20 protein-coding genes are annotated in these 20,102 nt (G+C 32.9%); 10 read left to right on the top strand and 10 right to left on the bottom strand.

All coding sequences use genetic code 11. The annotated features are described in order from the left end of the window. Positions 1-176: 176 nt before the first annotated feature. The gene (locus tag WHC90_RS06245) at positions 177-734 is read left to right on the top strand and encodes a 2OG-Fe(II) oxygenase (protein ID WP_229664880.1); all 558 of its coding nucleotides are present in this window, start codon (positions 177-179) and stop codon (positions 732-734) included. Positions 735-777: 43 nt separating this feature from the next. Here WHC90_RS06245 and WHC90_RS06240 read toward each other — a convergent pair whose 3' ends face one another. Next, a complete protein-coding gene (locus WHC90_RS06240; protein WP_188597620.1) occupies positions 778-1,224 on the bottom strand; it encodes a KTSC domain-containing protein in 447 nt (148 codons plus the stop codon). Positions 1,225-1,424: 200 nt separating this feature from the next. Here WHC90_RS06240 and WHC90_RS06235 point away from each other — a divergent pair, with 200 nt between their 5' ends. The 4 genes from WHC90_RS06235 (at position 1,425) to clpX (ending at position 5,358) form a co-directional block, all read left to right on the top strand. Next, positions 1,425-1,775: a phage holin family protein gene (locus WHC90_RS06235; protein WP_188597619.1), complete on the top strand. Its 351-nt coding sequence runs from the start codon at positions 1,425-1,427 to the stop codon at positions 1,773-1,775. A 122-nt stretch (positions 1,776-1,897) separates the two neighbouring features. Continuing rightward, positions 1,898-3,220 carry a trigger factor gene (gene tig, locus WHC90_RS06230; RefSeq protein ID WP_188597618.1) on the top strand — a complete coding sequence of 441 codons (1,323 nt, stop codon included), beginning with the start codon at positions 1,898-1,900 and terminating at the stop codon, positions 3,218-3,220. 155 nt (positions 3,221-3,375) lie between these two features. Then, entirely contained in the window at positions 3,376-4,035 is a 660-nt protein-coding gene (clpP, locus tag WHC90_RS06225; RefSeq protein ID WP_188597617.1) for an ATP-dependent Clp endopeptidase proteolytic subunit ClpP, read from the top strand. A gap of 84 nt (positions 4,036-4,119) precedes the next feature. Then, a complete protein-coding gene (clpX, locus tag WHC90_RS06220; protein WP_188597616.1) occupies positions 4,120-5,358 on the top strand; it encodes an ATP-dependent Clp protease ATP-binding subunit ClpX in 1,239 nt (412 codons plus the stop codon). Between the two features lie 48 nt (positions 5,359-5,406). Here the strand turns inward: clpX and WHC90_RS06215 are convergent, their stop codons facing one another. Next, complete coding sequence (locus WHC90_RS06215; protein ID WP_188597615.1) at positions 5,407-5,619, bottom strand: hypothetical protein; 213 nt, start codon at positions 5,617-5,619, stop codon at positions 5,407-5,409. Positions 5,620-5,983: 364 nt separating this feature from the next. Beyond that, positions 5,984-6,697: a hypothetical protein gene (locus tag WHC90_RS06210; RefSeq protein WP_188597614.1), complete on the bottom strand. Its 714-nt coding sequence runs from the start codon at positions 6,695-6,697 to the stop codon at positions 5,984-5,986. Positions 6,698-7,124: 427 nt separating this feature from the next. Between WHC90_RS06210 and dnaG the strand changes: the two genes are divergently transcribed. Continuing rightward, complete coding sequence (dnaG, locus tag WHC90_RS06205) at positions 7,125-9,083, top strand: DNA primase (protein ID WP_188597613.1); 1,959 nt, start codon at positions 7,125-7,127, stop codon at positions 9,081-9,083. 83 nt (positions 9,084-9,166) lie between these two features. After that, a complete protein-coding gene (locus WHC90_RS06200; RefSeq protein ID WP_262890144.1) occupies positions 9,167-9,298 on the top strand; it encodes a hypothetical protein in 132 nt (43 codons plus the stop codon). Here the strand turns inward: WHC90_RS06200 and nadE are convergent. Further along, entirely contained in the window at positions 9,290-10,078 is a 789-nt protein-coding gene (gene nadE, locus WHC90_RS06195; protein ID WP_188597612.1) for an NAD(+) synthase, read from the bottom strand. The genes WHC90_RS06200 and nadE overlap by 9 nt on opposite strands. Before the next feature lie 57 nt (positions 10,079-10,135). Between nadE and WHC90_RS06190 the strand changes: the two genes are divergently transcribed. The 3 genes from WHC90_RS06190 to WHC90_RS06180 all read left to right on the top strand — a co-directional run bounded on the left by WHC90_RS06190 (position 10,136) and on the right by WHC90_RS06180 (position 12,054). Beyond that, positions 10,136-11,104 carry a gliding motility lipoprotein GldB gene (locus WHC90_RS06190; protein ID WP_188597611.1) on the top strand — a complete coding sequence of 323 codons (969 nt, stop codon included), beginning with the start codon at positions 10,136-10,138 and terminating at the stop codon, positions 11,102-11,104. Then, positions 11,094-11,429 (top strand): gliding motility protein GldC, encoded by a 336-nt coding sequence (gene gldC / locus WHC90_RS06185; RefSeq protein ID WP_188597610.1) that lies wholly within the window; start codon positions 11,094-11,096, stop codon positions 11,427-11,429. The genes WHC90_RS06190 and gldC overlap by 11 nt, the downstream gene beginning before the upstream one ends. An 88-nt stretch (positions 11,430-11,517) precedes the next feature. Continuing rightward, on the top strand, positions 11,518-12,054 hold the full coding sequence (locus tag WHC90_RS06180) for a hypothetical protein (RefSeq protein ID WP_188597609.1): 537 nt from the start codon (positions 11,518-11,520) through the stop codon (positions 12,052-12,054). A gap of 77 nt (positions 12,055-12,131) precedes the next feature. On the opposite strand, the gene WHC90_RS06175 is transcribed toward WHC90_RS06180, so the two are convergent. The 6 genes from WHC90_RS06175 to fbaA all read right to left on the bottom strand — a co-directional run bounded on the left by WHC90_RS06175 (position 12,132) and on the right by fbaA (position 20,096). Beyond that, positions 12,132-13,892 carry an OmpA family protein gene (locus WHC90_RS06175; protein ID WP_188597608.1) on the bottom strand — a complete coding sequence of 587 codons (1,761 nt, stop codon included), beginning with the start codon at positions 13,890-13,892 and terminating at the stop codon, positions 12,132-12,134. A 60-nt stretch (positions 13,893-13,952) separates the two neighbouring features. Next, complete coding sequence (folK, locus tag WHC90_RS06170) at positions 13,953-15,074, bottom strand: 2-amino-4-hydroxy-6-hydroxymethyldihydropteridine diphosphokinase (protein WP_188597607.1); 1,122 nt, start codon at positions 15,072-15,074, stop codon at positions 13,953-13,955. A gap of 104 nt (positions 15,075-15,178) precedes the next feature. Next, a complete protein-coding gene (locus WHC90_RS06165; RefSeq protein ID WP_188597606.1) occupies positions 15,179-17,425 on the bottom strand; it encodes a polyribonucleotide nucleotidyltransferase in 2,247 nt (748 codons plus the stop codon). Between the two features lie 254 nt (positions 17,426-17,679). Further along, positions 17,680-17,949: a 30S ribosomal protein S15 gene (rpsO, locus tag WHC90_RS06160; protein ID WP_188597605.1), complete on the bottom strand. Its 270-nt coding sequence runs from the start codon at positions 17,947-17,949 to the stop codon at positions 17,680-17,682. A 175-nt stretch (positions 17,950-18,124) separates the two neighbouring features. After that, complete coding sequence (accD, locus tag WHC90_RS06155) at positions 18,125-18,982, bottom strand: acetyl-CoA carboxylase, carboxyltransferase subunit beta (RefSeq protein ID WP_188597604.1); 858 nt, start codon at positions 18,980-18,982, stop codon at positions 18,125-18,127. A gap of 43 nt (positions 18,983-19,025) precedes the next feature. Further along, positions 19,026-20,096, bottom strand: coding sequence for a class II fructose-bisphosphate aldolase (gene fbaA / locus WHC90_RS06150; RefSeq protein ID WP_188597603.1), 1,071 nt, complete (start codon positions 20,094-20,096; stop codon positions 19,026-19,028). Positions 20,097-20,102 lie beyond the last annotated feature (6 nt).

Here is a 20,102-nt window from a genome sequence, read left to right as displayed (position 1 = left end):
AATAAGTGTTGTCGAATCGAATTTTAACTTACATTTACCTTGGTTAAAAAAGGTATTTTTTTTAATTTAACAAAACAGGTTTTTAGAACTCTTTGGCGTATGGAATATTCTTATCTAAATAGTGTTGTTGCCTTCTAATTGTGCAGGAACATTTTGAACAATTGATCTCTGGCTTTTTGGAAAAGCAAGTAGGTGTTTCAAATGAGTTTCTCAATGGAGAATTGGCGGCTCAATTGAAAAATAATTTAAAGATTCTTTATGAAAGTGAAGCGCTTCACTTAGCGGGTGTTGGTAATGATCATTTGTATAATAAGAACAAAGAAATTCGAAGAGATAAAATTTTCTGGCTAGAGAAAAAGAGTGCAAACTTGTATGAACAAACTTTTTTTAAGCTGATAGATGCTTTTGTGCTGTATTTAAACAGTACTTGTTTTACCAGTATCCACAGTTATGAATTTCATTATGCGCTTTATGAGCAAGGCGCTTTTTATAAAAAGCATATTGATCAATTTAAATCAGATGATCGAAGAGTTTTTTCTATGATTATGTATTTAAACGAAGACTGGGATGAGAAGGATGGAGGTCAGTTAAAGCTCTATTGCGATACTGGAATCGAAATAATTTCACCGACAAATCAAAAATGTGTCTTTTTTAAAAGCAATGAGCTTGCGCATGAAGTTTGCAAATCAAATGCGCCAAGAATGAGTATTACAGGTTGGTTAAAAACATCTTAGAGCTTAAAAAACTCAAAGATGTTTTTAACTAAAGTCTACTGTGTTATACTTCGATACTTGCTTTCTTTGATTTTCTATATAAAAAAGAATTGAAAATGTTTCTTCTTCCAAAATTGTTCATAGACTTGCTATTGACAAATTTGTTAAAGAGTTTGTGGTTTACGCCAAAATACTCATAAGTGGTTCCGTCAGTAAAGCTAACTTCTAGCAGCATGCTTTTGTGTTTAAAATCAGCAACTTGAGCTTTTGTAATCGTATTTGCGTACTCCTCTAGAGAAGCCTCCTTTGTTTCTGGAGCGATGCTTACTAAAAAATGATAACCATCAATAATTTTTGTACTTACTATGCCAGCTTCTTCCTTTTTTGCTTCGTCTTGAAACTTATCTGGGTGCCATTGTTTTACCAAGCCTCTATAGGTGGTTTTTAACTCTTTAAGGCTGATAGCTCCTTCTACTTCGAAAAGCTTTTTATATTCGTTTATGCGTTTCATTGATGCTTTTTTCAAATTTGCTGCAAAGCTATTCATATTATCTGGACTTTCGTCTATGAAAGTTCATCAATAAAAATGTATTTACTGTTTCGTGGTTGTTTTAGTGAGTATGACAAAAAAGCAGCTTAACTGACTATTTAGCAAGAAAGTAAAACTGGTATTGTTTTCGTTGTAGTATGAGTATTCTTAAAATAATGAAAATGAATTTTATCTTAAAAATACTTCTTACTGCCATTGCGGTAGTTTTGTTATCGATGTTATTGCCAGGGATCCAAATTGATAGTTCTGTAACTGCAATCTGGGTAGCTGTTGTCATTTCTTTGTTAAATATGTTTGTTAGGCCATTGTTAATCTTTTTTACCTTGCCCGCGACCATTGTTAGCTTGGGCTTGTTTTTATTTGTAATCAATGCAGTAATTATTTTGTTGGCAGGAAACTTGGTTACCGGGTTTGCAGTTAGTGGCTTCTTTACAGCCTTGCTTTTCAGTATTTTACTCAGCATCTTTAGATCCATTTTATTTTCCTTACTCGAAGAAAAAAAAGAACAATAAGCAGTCTAGAGTCTAGACTTGCTTTTAAAAATAGAAATTAACTGAAATTGAACGGGTTAAACCTTTGTAGAATTCGTAAAAAGTACTAATTTTGCAGCCAATTTTTTAGAATTATTGAGACCATGAATATTACCAAAGAAAATGTAGATGCATTAAATGCAGTTGTAAAAGTTGATATCGTAGCAGAAGACTACAAAGCTAAAGTAGAAGAAGTTTTGCTAGATTATCGTAAGAAAGCCGACATCCCTGGTTTTAGAAAAGGACATGTTCCTATGGGAATGGTTAAAAAGCAGTACGGGAAATCTGTCATGATTGACGAGGTAAATAAACTATTACAAGAATCTTTAAATAAATTCTTAACCGAAGAGAAATTAGATATTTTAGGAAATCCATTACCTAGAGTTCAAGATAACTTTTCTTGGGATACAGATAATTTTTCTTTTGAATTTGAGTTGGGTTTAGCGCCAGAAATCAAAATTGATTTATCAGCAAAGAAAAAAATCACTCAATACAATATCGTTGCAGATGATGCTTTGATTACTAAAGAGATTGAAAACTTACAATCGCGTTTTGGTAAAATGAAAGCGATTACAGAGGCTACTGAAAATGCAAATATTACAGGAACCTTTACCAATGAAGAAAAAGAAATTAACAAAAAAGCTACTATTAACTTAGCAGATATCAAAGGGAAAACAAATTTGAAAAAGTTTGTAGGCTCTAAAGTAGGAGACGTTTTAGAGTTAAAAACTAAAGGTTTGTTTGCTGATGATCATAAGTTGATGGGCGCTCTAGGTTTATCACATGATGATATTCACGGCTTGGATATAGTTGTAAAGTTTTCTATAGAAGAAATTACAGAAACAGAATTGGCAGAATTAGATCAGGAGTTATTTGATAAATTGTTTACAGACGGTAGTGTTACTTCTGTAACTTTATTAAAAGAAAAGATTAAGGAAGATGCAGAAAAGCAATTTCAAACTCAAGCTGATCAACAATTGCTAAATGCTGTAACTGAATATTTGGTAGAGAATACTAAATTTGAATTACCATCGGCATTTTTGCAAAAATGGTTGCAAAATGCAGGAGAAAAAGAATTAACAGAAGAGCAAGCAGCCGAAGAATATGCAAAATCTGAAAAAGGATTGCGTTACCAATTGATTGAAGGTCAAGTAATGAAAGACAATGATATCAAATTAGACTATGCAGAGTTAGTGGACTACGCTAAAGGGTTTATCAGAACTCAAATGGCTCAGTTTGGAAACATGAATCCAGAAGAAAAAGAATTGGATGATATCGCTGCGAGAATTTTAGGAAATCAAGAAGAGGCAAAACGTTTGCAAGAGCAGTTGGTTTCTCACAAATTGTTGACTTTTTACAAAGAAAACATCACGTTTAAAACCAAAGAACTTTCTTACGAGGATTTCATCAAAGAAGTTTATAAATAATTGAGATTCTAGTGTAAAAAAAGTTGCATTAGAAGCCCTATAAAAAGAAACTCCTTTAGCTATTAAAGGAGTTTTTTTAGCCCTAGACGCTAACAAAATACTTAGAAAATAGTTCTTATATTTACAATTCAAACAATCATAAAATAATCACGAAAATGGATTACGGAAAAGAGTTCGAAAAATACGCGACAAAACATCAGGGTATTAATAGTACCTACTTAAATAAAATCACTAGTAGTTTAACGCCTTACATTATGGAAGAGCGACAAATGAACATCACTCAGATGGATGTTTTTTCTCGTTTGATGATGGATCGTATTATCTTTTTAGGAACAGGAATTAATGATCAGGTAGCCAATGTTATTCAGGCACAATTATTATTTTTAGAAAGTGTCGATGCTAATAAAGATATTTCTATTTACATCAACTCTCCAGGAGGAGGTGTTTATGCAGGTCTTGGAATCTATGATACCATGCAGTTTATCAAGCCAGATGTGGCTACGATCTGTACAGGAATGGCTGCTTCTATGGGAGCTGTTTTAATGTGTGCAGGACAAAAAGGAAAAAGATCTGCTTTGCCTCACTCAAGAGTGATGATCCACCAACCATTAGGTGGAGCACAAGGACAAGCATCAGATATCGAAATTACTACTCGTGAAATCTTGAAATTAAAAGATGAGTTGTATGAGATTATCGCTAGTCACTCTGGTCAAAGTATAGAAAAAGTTCATACAGATTCTGATAGAGATTATTGGATGAAAGCCGATGAAGCAAAGGCCTATGGAATGATAGACGAAGTATTGGCTAGAAAATAAAAACATTTTTATCACAAGAGTTGCCTTGAGATTTATAAAAGAACTCAAGGTTAACTTTATGTTGATTAAATTAAGAAAGATAACATGTCGAAAGAAGAAAATTTAGAATGCTCATTTTGCGGACGCAAAAAATCAGAAACAAATCTATTGATTGCGGGTATTGATGCACATATTTGTGATAAGTGTATTGAGCAAGCCAATGGAATTTTGGATGAAGAAGTAGCAGAAACAAAAGTTGGAGGTCTGTCTAAGGATGTAATGCTTAAAAAGCCAAAAGAAATTAAAGCTTTTTTAGATCAGTATATCATTGGTCAGTCAGAAACTAAGATATCAATGTCCGTTGCGGTATACAATCATTACAAGCGTTTATTGCAAAAAATGGATGAGGAAGACGATGTAGAAATCGAAAAGAGTAATATTATTTTGGTCGGTGAAACAGGTACTGGTAAAACACTTATTGCTCGTACCATTGCAAAAATGTTAAATGTTCCTTTTTCTATCGTAGATGCTACGGTTTTAACGCAAGCTGGTTATGTAGGAGAAGATGTAGAAAGTATTTTAAGTCGTTTGCTGCAAGCTGCAGATTACGATGTAGAAAAAGCCGAAAGAGGAATCGTTTTTATCGACGAAATTGATAAGATTGCCAGAAAAGGAGACAACCCATCAATTACACGTGATGTGTCTGGAGAGGGCGTGCAACAAGCTTTGCTTAAATTGTTAGAAGGCTCTGTAGTCAATGTTGCTCCAAAAGGAGGACGTAAGCATCCTGATCAAAAATTTATCGAGGTAAATACAAAAAATATCTTGTTTATCGCTGGAGGTGCATTTTCTGGAATCGACAGAATTATTAGCAAAAGACTAAACATGCAAGCAGTTGGTTATTCAGCTTCGGTTGCAGAAGATAAAATTGATGAAGAAAATTTATTGCAATACATCATACCTTCTGATCTAAAAGCTTTTGGATTGATTCCAGAAATTATAGGTCGTTTGCCTGTGTTGAGTTATATGAATCCCTTGGATGCCGAAACGCTAAGAGCAATCTTAACAGTACCTAAGAATTCTATTATCAAGCAGTATACAAAGTTGTTTGGCATGGATGATATTTCATTTACCATTGCTGATGAAGCGCTTGATTATATTGTTGGGAAGGCAGTAGAGTATAAGCTAGGGGCAAGAGGATTACGCTCTTTATGTGAAGCAATCTTTACCGATGCCATGTTTGAGTTACCAAGTTCTGATGATAAAGAGTTTACCGTAACAAAAGAATACGCAGAGAATAAATTGACGAAGACAGCGCTCAAAAAGATGAGTGTTGCTTCATAAGATAAAAGAAAAGAAAAAAAGCGGTTAAATAATATTTAACCGCTTTTTTTATGCTTTATAATTCCCTTTTATTAAAGAAATTACAACGTTAGTTTCTGTTATCCACAAAAATAAACCAAAAGCCAGTCCAAAATAAAAATCGTTTTGTGTAAATTCTTTTGACCTTAAAAAGATTTGTACAAATGCCAACATTCCTACACCAGTAAAAATTAATGGAAAAAATAAGACGGCATATAATATGATTTTTAAAGGTTTTGTCATTTGTTATTATTGTTTAGAAAAGATATTTTTTATTTTATGGGTTTTCTTAATATTGATTTAGTTATTAATTGTAAAATGAAATTACAACAACGGGTAAAATACTAATGATAAAATAAATCAGTAATTTAATTTTAAGGCGATTATTATTGTTAGCTGAATAAAAATATAGATTTAAGCAGTATAAGATACTTGAAAATGCAATTATGTATAAAATATACGAAACGTTATAAAAAAGATCTAATCCATTTTTATTTGAATATAAAAACAAAAATAAGGCAATAAAATAAATAGGATGAAAAACATAATTGATGATATTTTGTATTCTTTTTTCTTTCATAATATTATAACGTTAATCATTATACATTCAAATACCATACTCAGCAAGAGTGTATACTAAACCAATATAGGATAATGCTCGAAATCCTAGCTTACCCATTAGTACTGCTAGTTCTTTTGTGGTTATTACAGCTGCAGATTCTGTTGCGTGAAGCGCAAGACCTTTGGTCATGTTGTAAACACCTTGTGCGGCACCTGTAATACCTACAACTTGAAGTAGGCACTGAAGCCATTTGGGCATTATTTTTGCATTAAATCGGTTATTGTTTCTGTAAGTAGTATTTGAATGAAGCTTAGTGATGCTTAAGAAAAAAACTAATTGAGTGAAATTTGTTTCGGTGTAGTTTAGAATTTTTTCTTTCTCTTCTAATGAGAAATCACTAAAATCTATATTAGTAAAAAATTGTTCTTTTAATAGTTTACCGCTATTAATTATCGGTTGTATAAGTTTTTCTGCTTTTTGTTCAAAAATTAAACGATTTATCAAGTTCGCTTTATATTCTTGATTAAGAAGATCTAATTGTGTAGAGATATCGTTTAATTCGTTTTTGTTTAATAGTATAGATTGTGATAGGTTAATATCATCTTTAACTAAATAATCAGCATCATCTTCACTACAAGAATTAAATGAAAGAATACTGATAAAAAGAAACATAATTATATACGCTCTTTTATTAAATTTACTTTTATTTTCATAATATATTTTTTGCGCAAATGTTTTTATTTGCAATGAATAATACATATGATTTTTTTATAGTCGTTCATAAATTTACGACTATAGTTTTGTTAATTAACTTTACTAATGTATAATATAAATTTCAAAATGACAAATACGTCGTTTTTTAAATAATACTTATTCCCAATTTGTGTTATGTATTGGCACAGATAAAAAACATAGTATTATTAAAAAAAACAGCACTAATTATAAAGAAAATTAGAGAAGATGCAGGTATCACTTTAGATGCTTTTTATATTGATACAGGTGTACATTTAGCAAGAATAGAATAAGGAAAAACAAATGTTACAATTTCAACTCTTTCAATAATTTGTACATACTTTGAAATTTCCCTATCTGACTTTTTTCTTCTATTAGAAGAACTTTAAAAGTTCACTAATACAAATGCCTAATATCTTTTTATATATTTGCTCTCCTTTTTAACTTGTTATAAATGATATCCAAACACACCATAGATCAAGTTTTTGAAATCGCTCGCGTAGAAGAGGTGATCGGTGAGTTTGTGCAATTAAAAAAAGCAGGAAGTAACTTTAAAGGGCTCAGTCCTTTTACCGATGAAAAGTCACCTTCTTTTATGGTGTCACCTGTTAAGCAAATCTGGAAGGATTTTAGTACCGGAAAAGGAGGTACGGCAGTGTCTTTTTTAATGGAACACGAGCATTATACCTATCCAGAAGCCATTAAGTATTTGGCTAAAAAGTACAATATAGAGATAGAAGAAACTGAGCAATCAGATGAGCAAAAGCAACAACTCAATGAGCGTGAAAGCATGTTTTTGGTTTCAGAATTTGCCAAAGAATATTTTCATGATCTTCTTAAAAATAGCCAACAAGGAAAGGCTATTGGTCTTTCTTATTTTAAAGAGCGTGGTTTTAGAGATGATATTATTGAAAAATTTGACCTAGGGTATTGTAAAGACGAGTGGGATAATTTTACCAAAGCAGCGCTAAAAAAAGGCTACGATCTTAAATATTTGGCTGCAACAGGGTTAAGCATCGTTAAAGACAACAAACAATTTGATCGTTTTAAAGGTCGCGTTTTGTTTCCGATACATTCCATGTCTGGTCGTATTTTGGGCTTTGGTGGTCGTATTTTAACCAATGATAAAAAAGCTGCTAAGTATTTAAATTCGCCAGAAAGTGATATCTATCACAAGAGTAAGATTTTATACGGTATATACCAGGCAAAAAAAGCCATCGCCAAAGAAGATAATTGTTTTTTAGTAGAAGGCTATACCGATGTCATTTCATTTCACCAATCCGGAATAGAAAATGTGGTGGCCTCTTCTGGTACTGCATTAACTTCTGATCAGATACGGCTTATTAGACGACTAACGCAAAATATCACCGTATTATTTGACGGAGATGCTGCAGGGTTAAGAGCTTCTATTAGAGGAATCGATTTGATTCTTGAGCAAGGCATGAACGTAAAAGTGGTGAGTTTTCCAGAAGGAGAAGACCCTGATAGCTTTGCTAAAAGTCACTCAGATGCTGATCTAAAGGCTTACTTACAAGAAAATGCTCAAGATTTTATCAATTTTAAAGTATCTATCTTATTAAAAGATGCTCAGAATGATCCTGTAAAAAAAGCAGGATTAATTAGAGATATAGTTACTAGTATTTCTAAGATTCCAGACAATATTCAACGAGAAGTGTATGTGCAAGAATGTGCGCGAATCATGGAAATTTCAGAAAGAGTCTTATTTAGCGAGTTAGCTCAAATGCTAAAGAAGGACTCTAAGGAAGCTTTAAAATCTGGACAAGGCAATATGCCGCCTCCTAGTTTTCAGGTTGTAAAAGACGAGCCTGTACAGCCTAAAGTAGATACCTTGTTCTTGTTAGAGAAAGAGATTATTAGAATCCTATTATTATATGGTAATGAAGAGGTCGATTTTGTTGATTTGGTTGAGGTAGAAGATGAGAAAGGAAACATTAAAGTAGAAAAGGAACCCTATAAAAGCAAAATCTCAAAAGAATTATATTTAAATCTACAAGAAGATGAAATAGAGTTTACCCATCCTGTTTTTCAATCGGTCTATTATGAGCTTATTCATCAATTAAATCAAGATGAAAGCATTAATATTGATCAATTAACCAATCATAAGAACGCCGATTTGGCTAATGAAGTTACTAGCATTTTAATGGATGAAGAAAAATATAGTTTAAGTGATTGGGAGCGTAAAAATATTTATGTGACAGAAATTCAAAAAATTCTTCCCAAACTTGTAACGGATGCTATATTAAACCTTCGAAGAGTTTTAATAGAAAGAAAAGTCTCTGAAATTATGGAGGAAGCAAAAGCCAATCCATCAGGTTCAATTGACTTAGAACTTGTCACTAATTACACTGAGCTTAAAAAAAGACTATTCCAAAAGTTGAATAGAGTTGTTTAGTTCCTAAAAATCAGTATATATACGTATAATTTGTATTTTATTTTTTTTGTATATTTACATCCGCTTAAAAAAGAAAGATACTAATGAAAAAAACAATTTTAATATTAAAATTGATACAGTTGTTATTTGTTTTACCTTTTTCAATCTTAAAAGGAGCCAAGAAAAAGTCTTATCATCAGATTAAAAAGACGATGATTGCAGCAAACTTACTTTAAGTTTTTTGGTATTTTACAAACTGGAATTGGATTCATCTTATGTTGATTATTCCTGTTTAATCGGGTGTATATCTTAAAAACTTCTAATTCTCTGCCAGAAAAGTCTTTTATTTCTTTTCCTGAGTCTTTCATTTCCATTGCCCATTCTAACTCATCATATGAAGCGCCAATTTGATCTTCATCAGTTCTGCTGTCTCCAAAGAGGCCGTCTGTAGGAGCTGCTCCCTGAATTGATTTAGGAACATCAACAAAGGCTGCCAATTTATATACCTCAGATTTTAATAGGTCTGCAATTGGACTTAAATCAACACCTCCATCACCGTATTTAGTATAAAATCCAACACCAAAGTCTTCTATTTTGTTTCCAGTTCCAGCTACAAGTAGGCCATGTAAACCAGCAAGGTAATAAAGTGTTGTCATTCGCAATCTAGCTCTTGTATTAGCCAAGCTTAAATCTAGAGAGGCAGAAGGGGCTACAGGTGGGGTTACTGTTTTAAAGTTTTCAAAAGTACTACTTAGGTCTACTTGGACACTTGATACGTTTGGATATCTACTCTTAAGTTGGTTAATGTGCTCTGAAGCTCTATTTACTTGGCTCTCAGCTTGATGGATGGGCATCTCTACGCAAAGCGTTTTTAAACCTGTCTCAGCACATAGAGTTGAGGTAAGGGCAGAATCAATTCCTCCAGAAACCCCAATAACAAACCCTTTTACTCCTGCATTCTCTGCGTAGTCTTTTAACCAGTTTATAATGTGTTCTGTTACGTTTTTTGCATTCATCTATAAACAATTTAGTACTTTTGTTGTTCTTTATTTGGCAAACAATATACAAAGATAATGCGAAACCTTTTTTTGATTTTTTACCTAATCTTGTTCCTTACTTCTTGTGTAAATACACCAAATAAGAAGTCTGTAAATATAGCTGAGTCAATTGACATTGAATTAAAGAGGTTTGAAGTTGATTTTTATACATCCAAACCAGAAAACTTAGAGCTTGTAAAACAAAAATATCCGCTTTTTTTTAGTCAAAATGTTTCAGATAGTGTGTGGATATTTAAAATGAAGGATCCTTTTGAGCAAAATTTGTTTGTAGAGACCCAAAAAAAATACGCAGATTTTACAGGAATAAGTAGTCAACTAGTCATACTATTTGATAGTATTCAGGGTTCTTTCCCTGATTTTCAAGATCCAGAAGTTATTACATTGGTTAATAAGTTGGATTATTTTAACCGTGTTCTCTATTCAGATAATACTATTTTAATTTCTTTAGATCTATATTTAGGAAGCAGCAATTCTGTATATGCTAATTTTCCAACTTATATCAAACAGAAATTTGAAGCTGACTATATAATAGTTGATGTAGTCAAATCTATTGTACAAGGTAAATTTAGTAGTAAAAAGACATTTCCTTTTCTCGAAAAAATGATTGAAGCAGGCAAGCAGCAGTTTTTGATAAATCAGTTTCTCCCAACTTTAGCAGATACTTTAAAAATTGGGTTTACAGAAAAACAACTCCAATGGGCAAAAACAAACGAAGTTTTTGTTTGGACTTATTTTAATGAACAGCAACTTTTACAAAGCTATGATAACTCACTAAGCCATCGGTTTTTAGAGACAGCGCCTTTTTCTCAGTTTTATAGAGTAGAAGATTCAGAGTCTCCTGGTAGGATAGCAGTTTGGATAGGCGAGAGAATAGTGAGTTCTTTTATGCAGCAGAATGATGTATCTTTGCATGATTTGGTAGCATTAGCACCTTCAGAAATTTTTACAAAATCAAAATACAAACCCACTAAATATGGCAATTAAACACAGTTCAGAAATTAACTTTACAATTGGTCTTGATGAGAATAAAATTCCAGAGGCTATTACATGGAAAGCAGAAGATGGAGGTGTAGATTCAAAAAGCTCTAAAGCTATTATGATTTCTGTTTGGGATCATATAGAGAAAGATACATTGCGAATGGATTTATGGACAAAAGATATGCCCGTAGATGAGATGAAACAATTTTATCACCAGACCTTAGTTTCTATGGCTGCTAGTTTTGAGCGCGCTACCGATGATCAAAAAATGAGTGCAACCATGCGTGATTTTTGTGATTATTTCGCAGAAAAGCTAGAATTAAATAAATAGGGGAAATCCCTAAATTTACTACTAAATTATTTTTTTCCGATTTATAATTAGTACATTGCTGCCATATTAATCTCAAAACCCCCCTATTATGAGAGCAGTTAAATTTTTATTTGTTTGCAATTTTATTGCACTTTTTTTAATGTCGTGTTCAGAACAAGAAGATTCTGTAGTTTTTTACTCTCAAGATACGATAACCAATACGCTAGTTTTAAAACATACTGGAACGTCTCAAGCACCAGTAACGATATTAGAAGATTCTTCTGATATGACGCTTACTAATTCTCCTATATTTAGTGATAACACTTCTTATTTAGAAGAATTAGAAGTAACCAAGTTTAGTTATAAAATTAAAGAACTTCAAGGTGATGCAATGTGTCTTGCTAAGGTGCAAATATTTATAGGATCTACTCCTGTTACAGATTTTATCAATCTTAAAAGTTTTGATTCTAAAAATATTAATACCAGTTATTCTATTGATGATGATCAAGTTATTTCTCAAATTCTTTCGAGTCTTAAAAATAATGAGAATGTAACATTTCTATGTAGAGAGCACAATTCAGATAATAAGCCAATGCATGTTGAAATCGAATTTAATACAGAAATAAAAGGAACATTTGTTGATTAGTTCTTTTTGTTTAAAGTTGATTAAAGAAAAAAACCTGTAAGAAATTACAGGTTTTTTAGGTATTGGGGAGAAAAAAATTATTGTTTCGTAATCTTAAGTTTTTGCCCTAAGAAAATTGAGTTATTCGTTAATTGATTAATTGATTTTAGCGCATTTACAGAGATATGGTAGCGCAATGCTATAGAATAAAGTGTGTCTCCTTTTTTAACAGTGTGATACAGCTGTTTTATGATCTTAATCTTTTGTCCTACAGATATAACAGCATCCTCTTTTAGATTATTATCAGTCAATAGTCTCTCTAAGCTAATTTTATTTGCTAGGGATATTCTGTATAAGTTTTCCCCCTTTTTAACTTCATGAATACTTGTTGAAAAGTCAGAGCTACTACTAGGTTTAATGGTTTTCGCTATCTGTTTAGGCTTCTCGATTTCAATTTCGTTTAATTGATTAAAATCATTTTCAGAAATAGGTTTGATCTCAACTCTTCTATTTAGCTGTCTACTACCTTGTGTTTCGTTGCTGTATTTTGGTCTTTCCTCTCCATAACCAATAGCTTTTAATCTGTTACTGTCAATTCCAGATTTTATAAAATAGGCTTTTACTTGGTTGGCTCTTTTTTGTGATAGGGACAAATTGTATGTATTACTGTTTGTATTATCAGTATGTCCTTCAATTACAAATTTTGAAATAGCGTCGTTTTTCATGATGCTAATAATTTCATCTAGGGTAGCGTAAGAAACTTCTTTTAAGTGGTCGCTATCTGTTTCAAAGTAAATACTCGCAGCAAGTACATTAATTTGCTGATGAATTACAGGGCTCACTACTTTTACTTCTTCTACTTTAATTGGACAACCTTGATTAGAAATTGGCCCCTTAACAAATGGACAATCGTCTTTATAGTCGGCAAGACCATCAGCATCTGTGTCAATCGCTTTTCCGTTTCCGTAAACCATAACTCCAAGCGGAGTATCTGGTTCTAGATCTAATTCATCAATTACCCCATCTTTATCACCATCCTGTACTTTAAAAGGTTCAGCTTTAACAGATTCTTCTCCCCAAATAGAAAAGACATTTTCTCTTCCTAATTTAACAACCAGGCCTATTCCGGTTAAAAAAAATGTTTCCCAATCTTGTTTGTTAGAAATAGTTGCGTCTAAATGATCTTCGTTGTTAAAATAAATACCACTTCTAAGTTCCACATCAACTCTATTGCTTATTTTTCTTTTCAGACCTAATTGAGCAGATAGATAAATAGAACTTGCTGCGCTTTTATTGTTTCTGGTTGGGTTGGTTCCAAAATCAATCAATTTGTTAATGCTTCCGTCTGCAGCTTTTTCAAACAATGCAGAATCATAGAGTTGGAAACCAGCTCCAAAGTATCCTGAAATATTCCAGTTTTGAGAATATTTTTTATAAAGGTTAGAAAAACTCATAATAAGATTTAACTCTAAACCATAAGCAGCTCCTTCAAAGTATAAGTTATCTGTTATTTTTGTTTTGTCAATATAAAGGATGTCATAAACATTAGAAAAGTATTGAGCACCACCAGAGATTTTAAAATAATTGGCTTTTATCTCCATCCCCAAAAGTGGGTTGAACATCTTGTCTGCATAAATATAACCTCCAAAATTATAGAAATTCCCTAGGCTTCCGGTTCCAATTGATCGTAAGTCACCGTGCATGATAAAGTTAAGACCACCTGCACCAAGTGCCCATGTATTGTTATTGCTAAGGCTAAGTTGTTTAATATTTACGGAGTCTCTAGCTATGTCTTGACTAGACAATGTGCTTAAAGAGAGTATACTTAATAAGAAAAAGGAATAAATAATTCTCCTCATGAAACTAATTTTAATCTGTAAATTAAACTGGGGAATTACTTTAGCAAAAGTACGAAAAATTTAATAATTTTCTATTTTGTTTTTAATGAAATTATAATCTTTTTTGTTTTTAACGAAATCCAGCTCAGAAACATCTATAATTATACTGTTTAATTGAGGCTGTGTACCAATGAATTGCTGGTATCCTTGATGAATTTTATCTAAATAATCTTTTGAGATACTTTGCTCATAGTCTCTGCCTCTTTTTTGGATGTTTTCTATTAATCGGTCTGTATTTTGGTATAGATAGACATACAAATCTGGTTTTGTAATTTCTTTATACATCAAATCAAACATCCTTCTATATAAATTGTACTCTTCTTTTCCTAAAGTCACCTGAGCAAAAATTAAGGACTTAAAAATGTAATAATCCGAAACAATTAAGCTTTTAAATAAATCAAATTGTGCTAAATCATCTGTAAGCTGTTGGTAGCGATCTGCTAAGAAACTCATTTCTAAAGGAAAAGCATATCGTTCTTTGTCTTCGTAGAATTTTGGCAAAAAAGGATTGTCTGCAAAACGCTCTAAGACCATTTTTGCATTAAACTCATCTGAGATCATTTTTGCCAGAGTGGTTTTACCAGCACCAATATTTCCTTCAATAGCGATGTATGAGTATTTTTCTGTTAACGGGATGGGTCTCGTTAAGGTTTCTGAAATTTTTGTAATTTCTGATGCATCACTGCACTGCTCAAGAGCCTTAGATATAAATGTTTTGCTGATTGGGTGTTTTACTGTAGAAGCAATGTCTGCAAGCGGGTATAAAACAAATCTTCTATCGAGCATTCTCGGATGAGGGACAATCAAGTCTTTTGAGAAAATTACTTCATCGTCAAAGAGCAAAATGTCCAAATCGATGGTTCTGTTGCTATAGTTGTTACTAGCTCTAATCCTTCCTAATTCTAACTCAATGTCTAACAAAGTTGACATTAAAGTTTCTGGTGGTAAATAAGTAGAAATTTTAACGCAGGTATTTAAAAAATTAGCACCCTCAAAACCCAAAGCAGGTGTTTGATATACATCTGCAATTTTTAAGACGGCTCCAATTCTTTCTGAAAGCAAAAGTATAGCTTTCTGGAGATTTTCAAGCCTATTTCCTTGGTTGCTTCCAAGAGATAAATATGTGATGCGTTGAATTTTCATACGGATCTACAAAGAAAATAAAACAAAGCTAGATGTGCTCGTTTTTAACAAAAAAAAATCGCCAAAATAATTTGGCGATTTTTATAAATATTTAAAAGAAAAATCTAGTCGCGATTTTCTCTTGGTTTTCTATCATCTCTTCGGTTATCTCTACCGCGATTATCTCTACTTCCACCTCTTTGGTCTCTACCACCACTTCTACTATCATCTCTAGGCGGTCTAGCTACATAGCCTTCAGGTTTTGGTAAAATAGCTTTTCTAGATACTTTCTCTTTACGAGTTCTTGGGTCTACTCCAAAGTATTTTACATCAAAAACATCACCCATGTTTACTACATCAGAAACATTTTCTGTGCGTTCCCAAGCTAATTCACTAACGTGTAATAAAACTTCGTTTCCAGGAGCCTCAGTATATTCAACCACAGCACCAAAATCTAACATTTTTATTACTTTAACTTCGTATACACTTCCAACCTCAGGTTTGAATAACATTGATTCAATACGAGCAATTACAGCGTCGATACCTTCTGGTTTAGTACCTAAGATTTCGATAATTCCTTCTTCGGTTACAGCATCTTCAGTAATTACAATAGTAGTTCCTGTTACTTTTTGTAATTCTTGAATATGTTTTCCACCTGGTCCAATAAAGGCCCCGATCATATCGTTAGGAATACGTCTAGTAATCATTTTTGGAGCATGTGCTTTTACATCAGCATTAGGAGTTGCAATTGTATCAGTAATTTTTTCCAATATATGTAAACGTCCTTCACGTGCTTGTTTTAAAGCATTAACTAAGATTTCATAAGAAAGTCCTTTTACTTTAATATCCATTTGACAAGCAGTAATTCCATCAGCAGTTCCTGTTACTTTAAAGTCCATATCTCCTAAGTGATCTTCATCACCTAAAATATCAGACAATACAGCATAACGATCACCGTCAGAAATTAATCCCATTGCAATACCAGAAACTGGCTTTTTTAACTGAACTCCAGCGTCCATTAATGCCATAGTTCCAGAACAAACAGTAGCCATAGAAGAAGAACCATTTGATTCTAATACTTCCGAAACTACTCTTACTGTATATGGGCAATTATCAGGAATCATTCCTTTTAAAGCACGTTGTGCTAAGTTTCCGTGTCCTACCTCTCTACGTGAAGTACCTCTTAAAGGTCTTGCTTCGCCTGTACAAAAAGGAGGGAAGTTATAATGTAAATAGAAAGTCTCTTCTCCTTCGTAAGAAGGCATGTCTATTTGATTTGCTTCTCTAGATGTTCCTAAAGTAACTGTTGCTAATGCTTGAGTTTCTCCACGAGTAAAGATAGATGAACCATGTGTTGATGGTAAATAATCTACCTCACACCAGATAGGTCTAATCTCAGTCGTTTTACGACCGTCTAAACGCAATCCTTCGCTTAAGGTAAGGTCTCTAATTGCTTTTTTCTCTGCTTTGCTGTAGTATTTAGAGATCAACCCTCCAAAGTCAGCTAGTTCTTCTTCAGAAAAACTACTCTTGATTTCTTCTTTTATAGTTGCAAATGCTTCTGAACGTTCTTTTTTTGAAGAACCTGCTTTTGCTATAGCATATACTTTGTCATATGCCATCCCTTCTATCTTTTCAGCTAAGGCTTCATCTTCTCTTTCTGATTCGTAAGTACGAGTTTCCTTTTTTCCAAAGGCTTCAGCTAAACGAACTTGTGCAGCACACTGTACTTTAATAGCTTCATGGGCAAATTTAATTGCGTCTGCCATTTCTTCTTCAGAAATCTCATCCATTTCACCCTCTACCATCATTACTGAATCAGCAGAAGCACCAATCATCATGTCGATATCAGACTCTGCTAATTGCGCTCTGTTAGGATTGATTACGAATTCTCCATTAACTCTGGCAACACGTGCTTCAGAAATAGGCGTTTCAAAAGGTAAGTCACTCAACTGTATTGCAGCAGATGCAGCTAGTCCAGCCAAAGCATCAGGCATTACATTTTCATCATGAGACATTAATTGAATCATTACCTGAGTTTCTGCATGGTAATCTTTTGGGAATAATGGACGTAATACACGATCAACCAAACGCATGGTTAATACTTCTCCATCACTTGGTCTTGCTTCTCTTTTAAAGAAACCTCCAGGGTATCTTCCAGCAGCAGCAAATTTTTCTCTATAATCTACCGTTAACGGTAAAAAATCAACATCACTTTGTTTGTAATTTGACACTACTGTACATAATAACATAGCGTCACCCATTTGCACAACAACCGAACCGTGGGCTTGTTTGGCCAACTTACCAGTTTCTAATTTGATGGTTCTTCCATCTCCAAGATCGATGATCTCGTTAAATACTTTTGGAATCATACTTTTTTAATTCTTAATGTTTACTAATTGATCTGTGTTGTGTGTTGTTGTGTTTTTTTCCAATGGAAAATCAGTATTGTTGTTAGGATACTGATATTTTTATTTTAAAACTAGTTGTTAGTTAGTCTCGTTTTTTTATTTTTTTTGATTTGGTGTTGAGTCAAATCTGCCTCTTGAAATGTAGTAGGCAAGCTACGTGATTTATTTTAAAAAAAAAAGAGGCACGTTTATAGAGCCTCTTTTATGGTTAGGTTTTATTTTCTAATTCCTAATTCTTTGATAATTTCACGATATCTGTTGATATCTTTGTTTTTTAGATAGTCTAATAAACTTCTACGTTTACCTACCAACTTTACTAATGAACGCTCTGTGTTGTAATCTTTACGATTTCTTTTTAAGTGCTCAGTTAGGTGGTTAATTCTAAATGTAAACAAAGCAATTTGTCCTTCAGACGTACCAGTATCAGTTACTGATTTACCGTGTTTTGAAAAGATTTCCTCTTTTACTTCTTTTGTTAAATACATGCCAATATTGTTTTAAATGATTTTTATGTATTCAATGAGATTTTCATTGAAGCTGCAAATATACAACTATTTTTATTTTATTTTTATGAAGTAGCAGCATTTTTTTTCAGTGCTCACAGACTTATAAAGGGCTCAAATAGAAGTACTTTAAAAAAAAAGAGCCCGAAGGCTCTTGTTAATCTCTAACTGGTAAATTTTGAATTAAATCAATATATAAATTCACTTGTTTTTTTAAGTTTTTTCGCTCGTAAATGGCATCTAAGAAACCGTGTTCTAATAAGAATTCTGAACGTTGAAAACCTTCTGGTAAATCTTTTCCTGTGGTGTCTTTTACTACTCTAGGTCCAGCAAATCCAATTAAGGCATTTGGCTCAGCAATATTAATGTCTCCAAGCATGGCATAAGAAGCAGTTGTTCCTCCTGTTGTAGGATCTGTACACAAAGATATATAAGGTATTTGAGCATCTGCCAACTGTGCTAGCTTAGCTGATGTTTTTACGAGCTGCATTAAAGAAAGAGAAGCTTCCATCATACGAGCACCTCCGGATTTTGAAATCATCAAAAAAGGAATTTTATGCTCTATAGAATAGTTAATTGCTCTGGCTATTTTTTCACCAACCACTGAACCCATTGAACCTCCAATAAATGTAAAATCCATTGCGGCAATAACCAAATCTTTTCCTAAAGATTTACCTACAGCTGTTCTAACAGCATCTTTTAATTTTGTTTTTTCTTGTGCAGCCTTTAATCTATCAGGATATTTTTTAGTGTCTTCAAACTTTAAAGGATCTAAAGAGGTAAGGTTGGCGTCTAGTTCTGTAAAAACATTGTCATCAAAAAAGAGTTCAAAATACTCTTTACTCCCAATGCGAACATGGTAACCATCTTCTGGGCTTACGTATAAGTTTCTTTTTAGTTCTTCTGTGTCAATAATTTTTCCACTAGGAGTCTTGTACCACAAGCCCCTAGGGATGTCTTTTTTATCTTCTGTAGCGGTATGAATACCTTTTTCTTTTCTTTTAAACCAAGCCATAGTATTGTTGTTTGTAGGTTGTGTTTTAATATTTTTTAATTCCTTAAGCAAGTGTATTGATATTATTCAGGTCTGCAAAAGCAACTTTTAGACGAGTCTTAAACGTAAGCTCTCCTTCTCGTAACCATTTTCTTGGATCGTAATATTTTTTGTTTGGTAATTCAGCACCTTCTGGGTTTCCAATTTGCGTTTTTAAATATTCTTGTTTGCTAATAATATAATCCCTAGCACCTTCAGTAAAAGCAAATTGCATGTCAGTATCAATATTCATTTTAATAACTCCATAGCTAATTGCCTCTCTGATTTCTTCTACGCTTGATCCAGAACCTCCATGAAACACAAAACTAATGGTGTTATGTGGTACTTGAAATTTCTTAGAAATATATTCTTGTGAATTTTTTAAAATCTTTGGAGTTAACTTAACATTTCCAGGTTTGTATACACCATGTACATTACCAAAAGCAGCAGCAATTGTAAATTTATCACTTACTTTTAGCAATTCTTCATAGGCATAGGCAACTTCTTCTGGTTGTGTGTACAATTTAGATACATCTACGTCAGTATTGTCAACACCATCTTCTTCACCACCTGTAATTCCTAACTCGATTTCTAAAGTCATGCCTATTTTGCTCATACGAGCCAAATATTTTTTGCAAATCTCAATGTTCTCTTCAATAGGCTCTTCAGATAAATCTATCATATGTGAGCTATATAATGGTTTGCCTGTTTCTGCGTAAAATTTTTCTCCAGCATCTAACAATCCATCGATCCATGGAAGTAATTTTTTTGCAGCATGGTCTGTATGTAAAATAACAGGAATTCCATATAATTCTGCCATTTGATGTACGTGTTTAGCGCCAGAAATGGCTCCAGCAATAGCAGCTTTTTCATTTTCATTAGTCAATCCTTTTCCAGCAGTGAAAAGGGCTCCTCCATTTGAAAATTGTATAATTACTGGTGAATTCACTTCTTTGGCAGTCTCTAAAACAGCATTTACGCTATTTGTTCCTACTACATTTACAGCTGGTAAGGCAAAGCCTTTTTCTTTAGCAAAGGCAAAGATTTCTTGTACAGTTTCTCCAGTGGCTACTCCAGGTTTTATTGTATAACTCATGTTCAT

Origin of the sequence: Polaribacter pacificus, assembly GCF_038024035.1 — a bacterium.
Lineage (GTDB): Bacteria > Bacteroidota > Bacteroidia > Flavobacteriales > Flavobacteriaceae > Polaribacter > Polaribacter pacificus.
Note: the sequence above shows the minus strand (reverse complement) of the source record. Positions and strands in the feature narration are given on the sequence as shown.

Bases quoted from the DNA above. Each gene is read 5' to 3' on its own strand.
- WHC90_RS06240 (WP_188597620.1), bottom strand. From the start codon at position 1,224: ATGAAACGCATAAACGAATATAAAAAGCTTTTCGAAGTAGAAGGAGCT.
- WHC90_RS06235 (WP_188597619.1), top strand. From the start codon at position 1,425: ATGAATTTTATCTTAAAAATACTTCTTACTGCCATTGCGGTAGTTTTG.
- tig (WP_188597618.1), top strand. From the start codon at position 1,898: ATGAATATTACCAAAGAAAATGTAGATGCATTAAATGCAGTTGTAAAA.
- clpP (WP_188597617.1), top strand. From the start codon at position 3,376: ATGGATTACGGAAAAGAGTTCGAAAAATACGCGACAAAACATCAGGGT.
- clpX (WP_188597616.1), top strand. From the start codon at position 4,120: ATGTCGAAAGAAGAAAATTTAGAATGCTCATTTTGCGGACGCAAAAAA.
- WHC90_RS06215 (WP_188597615.1), bottom strand. From the start codon at position 5,619: ATGACAAAACCTTTAAAAATCATATTATATGCCGTCTTATTTTTTCCA.
- WHC90_RS06210 (WP_188597614.1), bottom strand. From the start codon at position 6,697: ATGTATTATTCATTGCAAATAAAAACATTTGCGCAAAAAATATATTAT.
- dnaG (WP_188597613.1), top strand. From the start codon at position 7,125: ATGATATCCAAACACACCATAGATCAAGTTTTTGAAATCGCTCGCGTA.
- WHC90_RS06200 (WP_262890144.1), top strand. From the start codon at position 9,167: ATGAAAAAAACAATTTTAATATTAAAATTGATACAGTTGTTATTTGTT.
- nadE (WP_188597612.1), bottom strand. From the start codon at position 10,078: ATGAATGCAAAAAACGTAACAGAACACATTATAAACTGGTTAAAAGAC.
- WHC90_RS06190 (WP_188597611.1), top strand. From the start codon at position 10,136: ATGCGAAACCTTTTTTTGATTTTTTACCTAATCTTGTTCCTTACTTCT.
- gldC (WP_188597610.1), top strand. From the start codon at position 11,094: ATGGCAATTAAACACAGTTCAGAAATTAACTTTACAATTGGTCTTGAT.
- WHC90_RS06180 (WP_188597609.1), top strand. From the start codon at position 11,518: ATGAGAGCAGTTAAATTTTTATTTGTTTGCAATTTTATTGCACTTTTT.
- WHC90_RS06175 (WP_188597608.1), bottom strand. From the start codon at position 13,892: ATGAGGAGAATTATTTATTCCTTTTTCTTATTAAGTATACTCTCTTTA.
- folK (WP_188597607.1), bottom strand. From the start codon at position 15,074: ATGAAAATTCAACGCATCACATATTTATCTCTTGGAAGCAACCAAGGA.
- WHC90_RS06165 (WP_188597606.1), bottom strand. From the start codon at position 17,425: ATGATTCCAAAAGTATTTAACGAGATCATCGATCTTGGAGATGGAAGA.
- rpsO (WP_188597605.1), bottom strand. From the start codon at position 17,949: ATGTATTTAACAAAAGAAGTAAAAGAGGAAATCTTTTCAAAACACGGT.
- accD (WP_188597604.1), bottom strand. From the start codon at position 18,982: ATGGCTTGGTTTAAAAGAAAAGAAAAAGGTATTCATACCGCTACAGAA.
- fbaA (WP_188597603.1), bottom strand. From the start codon at position 20,096: ATGAGTTATACAATAAAACCTGGAGTAGCCACTGGAGAAACTGTACAA.